This window comes from Bradyrhizobium sp. RDM12, from assembly GCF_051917485.1.
In the GTDB taxonomy this organism is placed as follows: domain Bacteria; phylum Pseudomonadota; class Alphaproteobacteria; order Rhizobiales; family Xanthobacteraceae; genus Bradyrhizobium.
The window spans coordinates 7,361,053-7,373,775 of the sequence record NZ_CM133064.1; the positions used below are offsets into that span (position 1 = coordinate 7,361,053).

11 protein-coding genes are annotated in these 12,723 nt (G+C 56.6%); 4 read left to right on the forward strand and 7 right to left on the reverse strand.

All coding sequences use genetic code 11. The features are described from left to right. Positions 1–14 precede the first annotated feature (14 nt). From ACTGJ9_RS35875 to tnpA, 5 genes are all read right to left on the reverse strand, one after another. Entirely contained in the window at positions 15–1,337 is a 1,323-nt protein-coding gene (locus ACTGJ9_RS35875; RefSeq protein ID WP_456674890.1) for a UDP-glucose dehydrogenase family protein, read from the reverse strand. Between the two features lie 159 nt (positions 1,338–1,496). Next, positions 1,497–2,516: an NAD-dependent epimerase/dehydratase family protein gene (locus ACTGJ9_RS35880; protein ID WP_456678735.1), complete on the reverse strand. Its 1,020-nt coding sequence runs from the start codon at positions 2,514–2,516 to the stop codon at positions 1,497–1,499. Between the two features lie 715 nt (positions 2,517–3,231). Further along, a complete protein-coding gene (gene tnpC, locus ACTGJ9_RS35885; RefSeq protein ID WP_456674891.1) occupies positions 3,232–4,821 on the reverse strand; it encodes an IS66 family transposase in 1,590 nt (529 codons plus the stop codon). A 69-nt stretch (positions 4,822–4,890) separates the two neighbouring features. Further along, on the reverse strand, positions 4,891–5,244 hold the full coding sequence (gene tnpB / locus ACTGJ9_RS35890) for an IS66 family insertion sequence element accessory protein TnpB (protein ID WP_456674892.1): 354 nt from the start codon (positions 5,242–5,244) through the stop codon (positions 4,891–4,893). Beyond that, a complete protein-coding gene (gene tnpA, locus ACTGJ9_RS35895; RefSeq protein ID WP_456674893.1) occupies positions 5,241–5,663 on the reverse strand; it encodes an IS66-like element accessory protein TnpA in 423 nt (140 codons plus the stop codon). The genes tnpB and tnpA overlap by 4 nt, the downstream gene beginning before the upstream one ends. A 477-nt stretch (positions 5,664–6,140) precedes the next feature. On the opposite strand from tnpA, the gene ACTGJ9_RS35900 reads away from it, so the two are divergent. Continuing rightward, complete coding sequence (locus ACTGJ9_RS35900; RefSeq protein ID WP_456674894.1) at positions 6,141–6,359, forward strand: hypothetical protein; 219 nt, start codon at positions 6,141–6,143, stop codon at positions 6,357–6,359. Between the two features lie 85 nt (positions 6,360–6,444). On the opposite strand, the gene ACTGJ9_RS35905 is transcribed toward ACTGJ9_RS35900, so the two are convergent. Together ACTGJ9_RS35905 and ACTGJ9_RS35910 are read right to left on the reverse strand one after the other, a co-directional pair. Beyond that, positions 6,445–7,296 carry an SGNH hydrolase domain-containing protein gene (locus tag ACTGJ9_RS35905; protein WP_456674895.1) on the reverse strand — a complete coding sequence of 284 codons (852 nt, stop codon included), beginning with the start codon at positions 7,294–7,296 and terminating at the stop codon, positions 6,445–6,447. Next, positions 7,224–8,384, reverse strand: a complete 1,161-nt coding sequence (locus ACTGJ9_RS35910) for an acyltransferase family protein (protein WP_456674896.1) — start codon at positions 8,382–8,384, stop codon at positions 7,224–7,226. The genes ACTGJ9_RS35905 and ACTGJ9_RS35910 overlap by 73 nt, the downstream gene beginning before the upstream one ends. A gap of 723 nt (positions 8,385–9,107) precedes the next feature. Between ACTGJ9_RS35910 and ACTGJ9_RS35915 the strand changes: the two genes are divergently transcribed. From ACTGJ9_RS35915 to ACTGJ9_RS35925, 3 genes are all read left to right on the forward strand, one after another. Next, positions 9,108–10,493, forward strand: a complete 1,386-nt coding sequence (locus ACTGJ9_RS35915; RefSeq protein WP_456674897.1) for a hypothetical protein — start codon at positions 9,108–9,110, stop codon at positions 10,491–10,493. A gap of 70 nt (positions 10,494–10,563) precedes the next feature. After that, positions 10,564–10,872: a DUF393 domain-containing protein gene (locus ACTGJ9_RS35920; protein WP_456678736.1), complete on the forward strand. Its 309-nt coding sequence runs from the start codon at positions 10,564–10,566 to the stop codon at positions 10,870–10,872. Positions 10,873–11,494: 622 nt separating this feature from the next. After that, entirely contained in the window at positions 11,495–12,541 is a 1,047-nt protein-coding gene (locus ACTGJ9_RS35925; RefSeq protein WP_456674898.1) for a glycosyltransferase, read from the forward strand. The last annotated feature ends 182 nt before the right edge of the window (positions 12,542–12,723 follow it).

Genomic DNA, 12,723 nt, shown 5'->3' on the forward strand with positions numbered 1-12,723 from the left:
GGAGGTTGGCAGCGCTAGGTTGTATTTGAAGGCGAAGATCGCCCGACGCTCTGATAGACAAAGCCGGCCGCGGCCATGTCCTCCGGGCGATAGATGTTGCGGAGGTCGACGATGGTGGGCTGCGCCATGACGCTCTTCAGGCGGTCGAGATCGAGCCCGCGGAACTGCACCCATTCGGTGACGACGACCAGCGCATCGGCGCCTTGCGCGCACGAATATGCATCTTCGCAATAGGTGATGCTGGGCAACTCTTGCTTGGCCTGCTCCATGCCGACGGGATCAAACGCCTTAACTTTCGCACCCATGTCGAGCAGGCCTGTGACCAGCGGAATCGACGGTGCATCGCGCATGTCATCGGTGTCGGGCTTGAAGGTGAGACCGAGCACGGCAATGGTCTTGCCGCGCAGCGAGCCGCCGAGCGCCTGACTCACTTTCCGCGCCATCGCGCGCTTGCGGTTTTCGTTGACCGCCAGCACGGATTCAACGATGCGCAAGCTCACGTCGTAATCCTGAGCGATCTTGATCAGCGCCTTGGTGTCCTTCGGGAAGCAGGAGCCGCCGAAGCCCGGACCGGCGTGCAGGAACTTGGTGCCGATGCGGTTGTCCAAGCCAATGCCGCGCGCGACTTCCTGCACGTTGGCGCCGACCTTTTCAGAGAGATCCGCAATCTCGTTAATGAAGGTGATCTTGGTCGCGAGGAACGCATTCGCCGCGTATTTGATCATCTCGGCGGTGCGACGTTCCGTGAACATCAGCGGCGCCTGGTTCAGCGACAGCGGGCGATAGATGTCGCCCATCACCTTGCGGCCGCGTTCATCGGACGTGCCGACGACGACGCGATCAGGGAATTTGAAGTCGCGGATCGCGGCGCCTTCGCGCAGGAACTCGGGGTTGGAAGCGACGACGACGTCGGCCTTGGGATTGGCCTCGCAGATGATGCGCTCGACCTCGTCACCGGTGCCGACCGGCACGGTCGACTTCGTCACCACGACGGTGAAGCCGGACAGTGATTGTGCGATCTCTTTCGCGGCCGCGTAGACGTAGGAGAGATCGGCATGGCCGTCGCCGCGACGCGACGGCGTGCCGACCGCGATGAACACGGCATCGGCATCGGCGACCGGCTTCGACAGGTCGGTGGCAAAGCTCAGGCGCTTGGCCTTCACGTTGGTCGCGACCAGCTCGTCGAGGCCCGGCTCGTAGATCGGAATCTCACCGCGGTGAAGCGCCGCGATCTTCTTCTCGTCCTTGTCGACGCAGGTGACGTCGTGACCGAAATCCGCAAAGCAGGCTCCGGACACCAGTCCCACATAACCGGTGCCGATCATCGCAATTCGCATGAAAAACTCTTTCCGTTGACGACGGATGTTCCACCGAGCACCCTAGACCATTTCTCTATCCGGCCGCATGCCCAACATTAGGGCAGGCTGCTTCGGGAGCCGAACAAACCTTAACCGTCGCCACCCGGATTTTTTGTGTCTTGCCGTTCGCTTCGGCGATCACACGCCGTGGTACTTTCGATACCATTCGACGAAACGCGCGAGGCCTTCCGCGATTGGCGTCGACGGCGCGAAACCGACGTCGCGCTGGAGGGCGGAAATGTCGGCGCGCGTCTCCAGGACGTCGCCGGCCTGCATCGGCAGCAGCTTGCGGATCGCAGGCTTGCCGATGATCTTCTCGAGCGTCTCGACGAACTCGAGCAGCTTGACCGACCTATTGTTGCCGATGTTGTAGACCCGATACGGCGCGTAGCTCGACGAATTTTCCGGCCGCTCCGCGTTCCACGCGGGATCTGGAGCTGCGGGCCGATCGAGAGTGCGGATCACGCCCTCGACGATGTCATCGACATAGGTGAAGTCGCGCCACATGTCGCCATTATTGAAGATCTTGATCGGCTCATTCGCGAAGATCGCGCGCGTGAACAGATAGGCGGCCATGTCGGGCCGGCCCCATGGACCGTAGACCGTGAAGAAGCGAAGACCGGTCACCGGCAGCTTGTGAACATGAGCAAAGGTGTGCGCCATCAGCTCGTTGGCCTTCTTGCTCGCGGCGTAAAGGCTGACCGGATGATTCACCGATTGCTCAGTCGAATACGGCAGGGTTCGATTGGCGCCATAAACCGAGCTCGACGAGGCGTAGACCAGATGCGCTAGACCGTGGCGCCGGCCGGACTCGAGCACGGTGACAAAGCCGTCACAATTGGCACGGATGCTGGTGATGGGATCGTCGATCGAGGCGCGGACGCCCGGTTGCGCCGCAAGGTGGAGCACCTGATCGGGCGCGACCTCATCGAATACGCGGATCACCGCGGTAAAATCGGCAAGGTCGATCTCCCGGAAGCCGAAGCCGGGAAGGTGCTTGAGCTTTTCCAGGCGCGCACGCTTCAGTGCCGGATCGTAATACGGCGTGAACGCATCAATACCGACGACCTGTTCGCCACGCGCCAACAGCCGTTCACAGACATGCATTCCGATAAAGCCGGCAGCGCCGGTCACGATCACTGGTCGCAAAGTTGTCATCTTGTTCATTCAGCGAATGCAATGCCAGACCAGGCAAGAGAGGCAAGGTTCCCCGAGTGGACCGGCTAAATACAACGCCCGACTGCAGCAAATCGGGGCCGGGAATGTCTCCTCAATGGCGTTCAGGCGCGAGTGCCGAATCAAGACTTGTGTCATCGCGAGAACAAGACTTGTGTCATCGCGAGAATAAGCCGCCGACAACCGAAACGTAACGGATAAGGCGCGTGTCGTCTTGCTGCTATCGAGTACAAACAGCATGCAGTCTAAGTAGTCACCCATACTGCGAAATCTGATCTCGCCACGCGCAAGCCCTGGCGCAATATGCGACCAAAATCCTCTTTTTGTGAGCACTATAAGCGGCCTTCAATGCGCTTTGGACGACGGTTCTCTCTCAGGGCCTTGAGGCGTTGCTAGGCTTCGCTGTTACGTCCCAGGGCCGTTTGCCATCGCCGTCGCGATCCCACGGCCGCGCAGAAGAACCGCTTTTCATATCTTCGGCTTGTTTGGCGCGGGCCGCCTTAATTTGATCGCGGGTTGAGATTTCAGGCGTGACTTGTTCCGGAGTTTCGGGCTGCGCAGCTGAGGCGGGCGCTAACAGCATGACCGCGATAATCGCAAAATATACCTTCATTCTCGTCAATAGCACATCCGATGCCCCACGTCCGATTTTGTTCTGCCTCTGCTGTCGAAAGTGGGTAAGCGCTTAGCCGCAACCCTATTGAGGCTGGCTTGACGTTTTGCGGAATCGCCACGGCATAAGGTCTTCGATGCGGCTATGGGGATGGCCGTCGATGATCGTCTCGAGTGTTTCGGCGATGTAGGCGGCCGGGTTGATGTCGTTGAGCTTGCAGGTGGCGACGATCGACGCGAGCAAGGCCCAGTTTTCGGCTCCGACCTCATGACCGGCGAAGAGCGCATTTTTTCTAGTCAGGCAGACTGGCCGGATGGCGTTCTCGACCGGGTTCGTGTCAAGCTCGAGGCGCCCGTCTTCGAGGAAGCGGGTCAGCCCTTGCCAGTGATTGAGCGCGTAGCGGATGTCCTCGGCGAGCGTCGAACCACTGGAGATCATCGACAGCTGTTTTTCGAACCATGGCTTTAGCGCGGCGACGATTGGCAGCGAGTGCTCCTTGCGCGCGGCCAGCCGGATGTCCGGCGATGAACCGCGTACCATGGCTTCGATGGCGTAAAGCTGTGCGATGTGCCGAACCGCAGCCTCGGCGATCGGCGATTTGCTGTTGCGGGCCAATTTGACGAAGCGCCGCCGCAAATGGCTCCAGCAATGCACAAGCGTCCACGGCCCCTGCGGTCGAGCGACTTCGGTCAGCCGGTCATAACCGTCATAGGCATCGCATTGCAGGAAGCGTCCGTTAAAGCCATGCAGGAACTGCTCCGCGAAGGCGCCGCTGCGACCGGGGGCATATCGGAACAGCACGATCGGAGGACTTGGGCCGCTGTGGCCGCGGTCGTCGGAGACGATCGCCCAGAAGTAGCCTTTCTTCGTTTGGCCACGCCCGGGATCGAGCACCGGTGCCGTGGTTTCGTCCATGAACAGACGATCTGCCCTCTCCAGATGGCGACGCATGTGGTCCGCTACGGGTTGGAGATGGAAGCAGGCGCGGCCGGACCAGTTGCCCAGTGTCGCCCGATCAAGCCGGATCCCCTGCCGAGCATAGATCTCGGCCTGACGGTAAAACGGCGTATGGTCGCCGAACTTGGAGACGATCACGTGCGCAATGGCCGCTTCGGTCGGCAGCCCACCAGGCACGACGTGCTCCGGCGCGTGGGCCTGCACGACAGGGCCCGAGCAGCGGCGACAGATGTATTTCGGGCGGCGCGTGACCAGCACGCGCCATTGCGCCGGGATCACGTCGAGGCGTTTGCTGACGTCCTCGCCGATCTTTGTCATGGCGCCGCAACCGCACGGACAGAGCGTGCTCGCAGGCTCGATGATCCGTTCCACCCGAGGCAAATGGGCAGGCAAGCAGCCGCGATTGCGATGAGAACCTTGATCCGGCGCGCTCCGCGATCGGCCCTGGATCACAGCCTCGGCTCTCTCCTGAGCCGCGTCCAGGATGCCTTGCGCGATCTCCACGTCTTCCAGCGGCAAGTGATACTGATCTGGCCGTAGCTTCTCGGACTTCGCGCCGAACTTCTCGCGTCTCAATTCCCCGAGAATGACCTCCAGCCGACGTCGCGCTTCCTCCGATGCCGCCAATGCCCCCTGATGCTCGCTCAAGGCTGCCTGCGTTTGCGCCAAAAGCGCCTTCAGGCGTTCGTTTTCGTTGCGCAGCGCCGCAATGCTCATGCGCTATTTCGAGCACGTCGCCACCGCGCCTGCCACGTTCAAAATAGCTCCCGAGTCAATCTGCCGCAGTTATCCAGCCGCCTGGGGACGCCGCGCTTCTTTCGGGCGGACTAACCTCCAATCCAGCCCTTCGAACAGGGCTGCGAACATCGCTGGCGATATGCGCATCACGCCGTCTGCGATCGTTGGCCAAACGAACTTGCAGCCTTCGAGGCGCTTATGAACTAACACCAGGCCCGTTCGATCCCAGACCAAAATCTTGATCCGGTCCGCTCGTTTCGATCGGAACACGAAGGCTGCGCCGCTGAACGGGTCGAGGCCAAGCATCTCCTGCACCTTCGCCGCAACTCCATCGTGGCCACAGCGGAAGTCGATCGGCCGCGTCGCGATGTAAATCTTCAGATCGGCACCGGCCGCGATCATCGTGACGCTCGCACTGCGCGGATCACCCGGGACAGCTGCTCGCCATCTATTGCTGTGTCCGTCCGCAGCACGACATCGCCGATCGCGATCTCAAGCTTGATCGCCGGAACGTGACCCTCCTCCAACGCGCTTTCCACGACCAGCGGCGCGAATGTCGACTGCGACGCCTCGCACGGCGCCAACAGGCCTCGCTGTCGAAAGCGTCGTCGCCAATCGTAAATCTGCCAGCGCGTCGCCCCGTGCTTGCGCGCCACCTCGGAGACCTGGGCACCGGGTAGCAGACTCTCGGCGACGATCCGAGCTCTCTCAGCCTCCGAACGCACGCGGCGTCCCGACGGTCCTTCAAGGACCTCCAGCCGGCTCACCGGCCCTACCGATGAGCCGTCCAAATGGACGTCCTTTTTGCTGTCCAATCCCATCCCAAACCTCCGTCCAAGCCGGAGGCTTCTTCGCACGTTCATTCGAATTCTGAAGCAAGGGTATCGGCTTCGCGCTTACGAAAGTGGGGCCGCGTTTCGGCGCTCGCATTCAACAACTGAGCCTTCGGTCAAGATTGGCTCCCTTGGGACAATGGGGCAGCACCACTTTCAGTAGTATTTACCTCGCTCCGCTAGGGCAGCTCTCGAGCGCAGAACCATGCAAGGTCATTCGGTAGGTCTTACCGGTGTCGCAATTCATGTGAATGGGCCGAACGGCGAGACGCTCCACCCACAGTAGCATTCGCACTACCGGCGCCGGCCTCGCCGAGAATGAAAAAACCGGCGGCTATCTACTGATATGCGCCGGCTATGGGAGCTTGGCAGAGTAACCGCGATCACTTAGAGCGAGTCAGCCGCTTGCCTTTTTATTACAATCTACAGTACCTTGCACCGATATTGCGTACAGGAGTAAAGTTAATGCGTTATGTTTTAGAGCTTGATTGCGATCGTCGAAATGCTGGTTGGGGACAGCATTTCTGGATCATCGATGGTGTCACAGGGGAACGCTTACATCTCTGTCCGTCGGATGTCGCTTTCCATTACGAACTCCAGCAGCGAGAGTTGCTACGCGTCGGCGCCACACTGAATTTGAGGAGGATGCAAAGCGTCGAAGTGCGCGAAGACGCTGTTGCGTGAACCCTGATTAATTGTTCACAACCCTTGAAGTCCGCAACAATCGGCGGAAGGCTTGCTGGCGTCGTTCTCGGGCCCTCCGGCAGATTTACGGCAGTGAGCTTCTTTTCTCTGACTCCAGCAAGAGCTTAGCGAAAAATTCACTCTGACTCAAGGCAATATGGTTTTGATCGGCATAAAGAGGCGCGCCATTGCGGCTCGCGATACATGTTCCTGAGCTACACATGGAACGTCCAATCTCAATTGTCGCAAAAAATTCAGATCGATAGCGATCGAAAAGTGAAAACACAATTCTAGTTCGATCGAAATACTCCTCCCGCGAAAAACTAAGATTAGATGCCCTGGAAAAAAAAGAATCCTTCGCCAAAGTAGAAGGCACGTCGTAACGGGCTTGCGGTAGCGGCTCCATTATCCAAACTCTGGTGCCCAGAGATTTCAACTGCCACAGGGTCGTGACGAAGCTTCGGGTCAAAGCGGCGCGCGACTGTTCGACCGTCGTCGACACTGCTTCACTGTCCGAGAAATCACGATGGTCACCGAACCAATTGGCCCAACTAGACACAAGGACGACGTTTTTGATGTTGCGCGACTTGATCAAATCAAGCGCAGCACTGCCCATGCTGTTGCAGGGTGGCGAGTAGCGCTCCCTCACATAGCCTATCAACGGCGGACACCCCAGTCCGGAGAGCAAAAAGCCGCGCCCTCCATGGGCGCGGAGCCATTGATTAAAGCTTTCCTGCATCGCCCAAGCGTGACTGTCACCCCAGACAATCCAGTCGATAGGCCCGTTTTCGCTCCCGATCTGACAGAGCTCGCCGTTGCGGATGGTCTCCGGTGATGGGTTCGCGCACGCGGGGCTGGGAACATCTAGTGCATGATTTGCGATCGCGACGACATCCGGGGGAAACGGCCGGCTAGCCCGTTGCTTGCGTACATCCACGCCCCTAGTATGCCAATCGCTGCCAACGCCGCGAGGCCAGCTAGAGGCCCAGCATAAATCTGCATCGCAGGCGACCTTCGACGTAGCGGTTGTTCGATCCACCGAAACGATGCAGCCGAGACTAGGGTGGTCACTGACAGAAGGATGGCACCTTCGTAAGGCGACAAATCTCGCGCCAGAATGTAGCGGGCCCCAGCAAGAACCGGCCAGTGCCACAAGTATAGTGAATAGGACCAAAGACCGGTCAGGTGCACCGGGCGGAGCTTGGCGAGATCCTCAACGAATGTTTCTCTTCCACAGACAATGATCAGAACAGCCCCTAGTACTGACGGGACTGCCGCCATTCCGGGAAAGGGCGTCATGGGATCGAGCCACAATGCGGATGATAGAATTAGGACGAGCCCGCACACCGAGATCAATTTTCGATAAAGCGGTCTCTTGATTTGGATCGCTGTCATGCTGACGACACCGCCAGCCAGTAGCTCCCAAGCACGCGAGGGCAAACTATAGAAGGTTTGATTCGGATGGGTGGGAAGATAATAACAACTCAACCCGAATGATACGAGCGCGACAACAATCAAAAGAGATCTTTTGAACTTCCTTAGTTTGACCTGAGCTGCCGCAACCAATAGCGGGAAAATAATGTAGAATTGCTCTTCGACGCCTAAAGACCACGTATGCAGAAGCAGGTTCTGCTCCGATTGAGCGTCGAAATAACCAGACAAGCGTGCCAGGTGAACGTTAGAAAGAAAGCCTGCCGTCGCCACCAGCATCTGTGCATAGTTTTTTAGATCGATCGGCAGCAGGACCAACAAAGCGAAAGCGCTGGTCGCGAGCATCATCGCAACTAAGGCAGGTACGATTCGACGCGATCGATGATCATAGAAGTTCATCAGGGACCAACGACCCTCGTCCATCGCGTTAACGATTGATCTCGTGATCAAAAAGCCGGAGATGACGAAAAATACGTCCACGCCAATGTAGCCCCCGGGAAAGCCAAGGCCGGCATGGAAAAGCAGAATAAGCGTAACGGCTAATGCGCGTAAGCCGTTTACCTCAAACCGAAATTCAGCATTCTTCGTGAACAATCACCACGGTCCCCATAAAGCAAGCACTGACTTAAGCCACTCCAAATCGCAGACTCCGTCAACGTCGAGATTGGATGGTCTGGACGGCGCAAATATGATGCCTACCAACGATTTGGACTACGCATCTGCCGGCAAGACTGGAGCCTAGGGCCGGTCTTTATCTCGGCAGGCTGTCTCCAAATGAACTTAGACCTTTTAAGGCGCTCGTAGCTCACCAAAGTCCAAATTTGAGATACTCGTTCAAAATTTGGTCACAAAATGTGACGCCCGCGGACAGGAACAAACGTCGGCGAACCGCTCATCGAAAGGAGTTGCAGCCCGGTCAAATTGGCCATAATGTTGGTCACAATGATAAAGTCCAGAGCGTCGTGGCGCTAAACGAAGCCGTCTACTTCTGAACTGGAACGTCAGACTAATTTGCAACGGCGTCATTTTGAAACATAGTTTTTGATCGCAGTGCTGTGCGGGGAAGCCATTGTCCGTCGCCACTTCAGGGCAAGCAGTCCAACCCCGTACGTTCTCGCTAAGGGGCCCCTTACAATCCTCGTCATATCGATCGTGTTGTCCGCCGCGTCGCGGCGAGCGGTGACGCATATCGCAGCTTGGTCCGAGATCGCCATTCTCCTTATAATCTGCGCCGCCTTTGCGGGCGCAATTACATTCAGATACGTTCGCTATTCAGACTTTTCTCCGCAGCTACGGATCGTCGCGTTCGGAATCGGAATGATGGTGTTCGTCCAGCAGGTATTCGATCTGCTTGGTCCTTTTCCTGGCCCTCCTAATGTTCTGTTCGGTTCCGGCGACCACGTCCTATTCTTTCGTTACGGTGGGATGTTAGCGATCATAGCGGGTGCGGCATCAATCCGGCGCCCATCGTTCCTCATCCCGTTGTTTTTCTACTACCTTGCATGGCGCCAGATGGTGAGCGTTGTCTCAGGCATCTACGTTACCGAAACTGATTATCTCGGTAAGCTTGACGTCGGCATTCTTATCGTGCTGGGCGTCCTGATCACAATTGTGCTTACCAGCCCACGGACTATAAAGCGCGCTCCTTGGATCGAATGGTCGTCGAATTCTTATGACCTTAAGGGTCTGCGCCAGTGCTCCTATGATCTGATCTGGGCTTGCGCGGTCGGCGCTCACCTCGGTAGCTATTTCTGGTCCGGGATCGCCAAGCTGCAGGCAGGCGGCGCGAAGCCGTGGACCTGGCTGTTCGAAAATCCGACGCAGACATCCATATTGATGGGTCTTGAGCGTGGCGATGCTCCGCTCGCGATGTGGCCCAGCGCGTTGCAATTCATGTGGGACGCCATCGTTCAAAATCAGCTGCTATTTAATATCCTGGTGTTGGGTGCGCAGTTACTCTCGCCGCTCGCGTCACTGTCGACACGCGCGCTGTCAATTTTCTGTCTTCTCTTCGACGCCTTCCATATTGGTGTCTGGTTTACCCTCGGGGCGTTATTCTTTTTCTGGATCGCGTTGAACCTCTTCATCGTTGCAGCCGCAAATAGCCTCCCTCGCGGCGGGTTTACGCTGCCGATGAAACTTGTGATGATTACGACCGTAGTTTGCGGCCGTTTCTTCTTCTATACTAATTACCTTGGATGGTTGGATGGTCCAAAGCTAGCGAGCCAACTGTTCTATGCTGAGACCAGAGATGGCCAAGAAGTCCGGGCGCCCTCAACCTACTTCGGGATTTACTCGTATATGATTGGGGCCGGCACCCTGTACATTCCAGAAAATCACTTCAGAAATCGAGTTGGCGGCAACAACAGAAATACTGAGACCTGGCACGACGCGATAACGTGCGGGCCAGAAGTCCTAACGCGGCAGGAAACCGGCGTTACCTTAAATGCTGTCGAGAACCTGATTGATCAAACTGATATATTCTTCCGCTCCCATCCCTGGGTGAAAGAAAGCAACAGTTTCTACCTCTATCCGCACCACTTGCTCTCCAACCCTTGGATGTTCCCAGAATTCAACAAGCTGCGCATGGACGACATTGTAGCGTATCACTACGTCGTGGAATCGGTTTGCCTCAATCTCGTGCAAGGCAAGCTTGTCCGCGACCTGCGCAAACGAACGGACCACCGAATTGAGCCCCGATAACAACAACGAGATCTTTGTCATCTACGATGGCGAATGCCCGTTCTGCAGTCGATACGTTTTGCTATATCGAATGCGTGAGCAGGGTTTGCGTGTTCACCTTATAGATGCACGTTCCTCAGATCCCATAGTCGACGACATTCGAGCACAGAAGCTTGATCTTAATGATGGGATGGTCGTACGGTGGCGAGAACAATTTTATTATGGCGCCGATGCGATGCACCTTTTGACAGCTCTTGGTGGAAGAAATTCGTTTTTTGCGAGGTTAAATCTACTTATGTTTTCGCAGCCGCGTCTTGCACGTATGCTGTACCCGCTCTTGGTGCGCGGAAGAAAGATTACCCTTCGTCTGCTGGGTCGCAAACTGATTGGTGAATCTTAAGCGTCCCCGCAAGGCGCAGTGACCGCACGCGTTGTCGCGCCCAACATGAACGACGCTCAACACCAGCGGCTGGAGCGCAGTCACTTTCTTTGGTCGAGCCCGCTGACGGAGTGGTGACGTTCACCTCGGCCCAGCTGGCTATTTGCTCGAGGGAATTGACCGGCGAGTGGCGCGAGAGACGTGGCAGCTGCTAGACCAAGCTCACTTACGGCTTGCCGATCTAGAGAAGAACACGGCGCAAGCCGAGACGGCGGCGTAGATGACCATTAAGAAGATTACGGGACCATCGTTCCAGCACCGCAAGCCAGCCCGCCAGGTCATTGCTCGACGCCGGACTGTCTTGTCTAGCTGTTGCCCGCGACTCCCCTGTGTTGCGGGGGATACTCGGTTGCACAAAATCGACGAAGACGCATCGGTACTTTGGAGCTCCTTCCGCAGCAGTCGACACTAGATCAGCCCAGAAGCCTTCCATTATCCCGGGCTGGTAGTATAATTTCAGGCAACTACTCGGTAACACTTGATTTTCAAAGAGGAATTAAGATGCCGCCAAAAGAGCTTTAGTCGGCCGGGTCGCCAATAAGATGACGGCAGTAGATTTTATAAATGTGTATGGAGATCTTTTGTGCCCGTGCTTTTCCGTCGCCGTGGACGCTCAAAGGAAGGCCATGCGAGTGTCTTATATTCCGGCTTCCGCTGGCCCCATCACGACAAAGATTCTGGCTACGATCACGTCGTAATGTCAGCCGCAGATTATGTAAACGGAAACCTCCTGCTTTGGGGCGACGCTCCAATAGGATCGGTCAAGCGACGCTTCAACTTTCTGCTAATTGATTTGATGACGATCTTCAGGTCGTGGCGCTATTCGGCAGTCGTCATTTTCTATCCCGAGCAGACAGTCTTTGTATCTCCAATATGCTTGAGGATTATGCGCAAGCGCGTCGTTTGCGTTCTGCACCTTGGTATAGATTTCTGGTCCCAGCGAGAAAATACCGTCGCTCAACGCCTTAAGCTTATAAGCTTCCGTTGCGTGTCGTGCTTTATCACGCTGTCTCGCCATCAACAGGTTCAATTGAGCAAACTGTTTAACTCGGAAATGGTCGTTATTCCACACGGGATGTTGTGCGACGGCGCAATCAATCTCAACGCGAAGCGCGAAGCGCGAATCACAATCATCGGCGACAATTATCGAGACTACGCGGCTATCGAAGAAATCATCGGCTTGACTTGCAGAAGCCATCCCAAAGTTAAGTTCGACATGATTGGCGTGGATCGGGAGAAACTGATCTCATTGAAAGAGAGCGCGAACGCGGTGTTTTACCCACACCTTTCGTCGTCAGAATACAAAGCAATCGTTCAAAGGTCTCTTTTCATACTGCTTCCGCTGACGTTTGCCTCGGCTAACAACGCCCTGCTGGAGGGAATGTCGTGCGGCATCCCGGTTTACTGCTCCAACATCGAAGGTGTGCGCGACTACTTGCTGGGGGACGAATACCTTTTTGGCAGTCCAACAGATGTAGCTCGGATCATAACCGAGAGACTGCAGCAAGACGAGCCCGCCAGGCTCGCCGAGAGAAAATTGCTTGTTGAATTTGTGCAGAGCAACTTCGAATGGTCAAAGGTTCAGCGCGCTGTCATCGGGGTTGCGCTATCTCCCAATCTACAAAACTAAGCTTTCGGCCGAGCCTTCACTGACGCAAACCTTAAAATCCTAAAGCTCGTTCGTGAAATAGCTGCGTGGTTCGTGCGGCCTATCAATGATCCAATGTTGCCGTGCGATCCCGTCTTACACAAACAAGAGCACTGAGAACCGCAATCGTGGGTTTGGTCCGGAGCGTCGCGAAACCTCGATCT

What these genes read in the sequence shown, in the direction of transcription:
- ACTGJ9_RS35875 (WP_456674890.1), bottom strand. Translation starts at nt 1,337, where the DNA reads ATGCGAATTGCGATGATCGGCACCGGTTATGTGGGACTGGTGTCCGGA.
- ACTGJ9_RS35880 (WP_456678735.1), bottom strand. Translation starts at nt 2,516, where the DNA reads ATGACAACTTTGCGACCAGTGATCGTGACCGGCGCTGCCGGCTTTATC.
- tnpC (WP_456674891.1), bottom strand. Translation starts at nt 4,821, where the DNA reads ATGAGCATTGCGGCGCTGCGCAACGAAAACGAACGCCTGAAGGCGCTT.
- tnpB (WP_456674892.1), bottom strand. Translation starts at nt 5,244, where the DNA reads ATGATCGCGGCCGGTGCCGATCTGAAGATTTACATCGCGACGCGGCCG.
- tnpA (WP_456674893.1), bottom strand. Translation starts at nt 5,663, where the DNA reads ATGGGATTGGACAGCAAAAAGGACGTCCATTTGGACGGCTCATCGGTA.
- ACTGJ9_RS35900 (WP_456674894.1), top strand. Translation starts at nt 6,141, where the DNA reads ATGCGTTATGTTTTAGAGCTTGATTGCGATCGTCGAAATGCTGGTTGG.
- ACTGJ9_RS35915 (WP_456674897.1), top strand. Translation starts at nt 9,108, where the DNA reads ATGATGGTGTTCGTCCAGCAGGTATTCGATCTGCTTGGTCCTTTTCCT.
- ACTGJ9_RS35920 (WP_456678736.1), top strand. Translation starts at nt 10,564, where the DNA reads ATGCGTGAGCAGGGTTTGCGTGTTCACCTTATAGATGCACGTTCCTCA.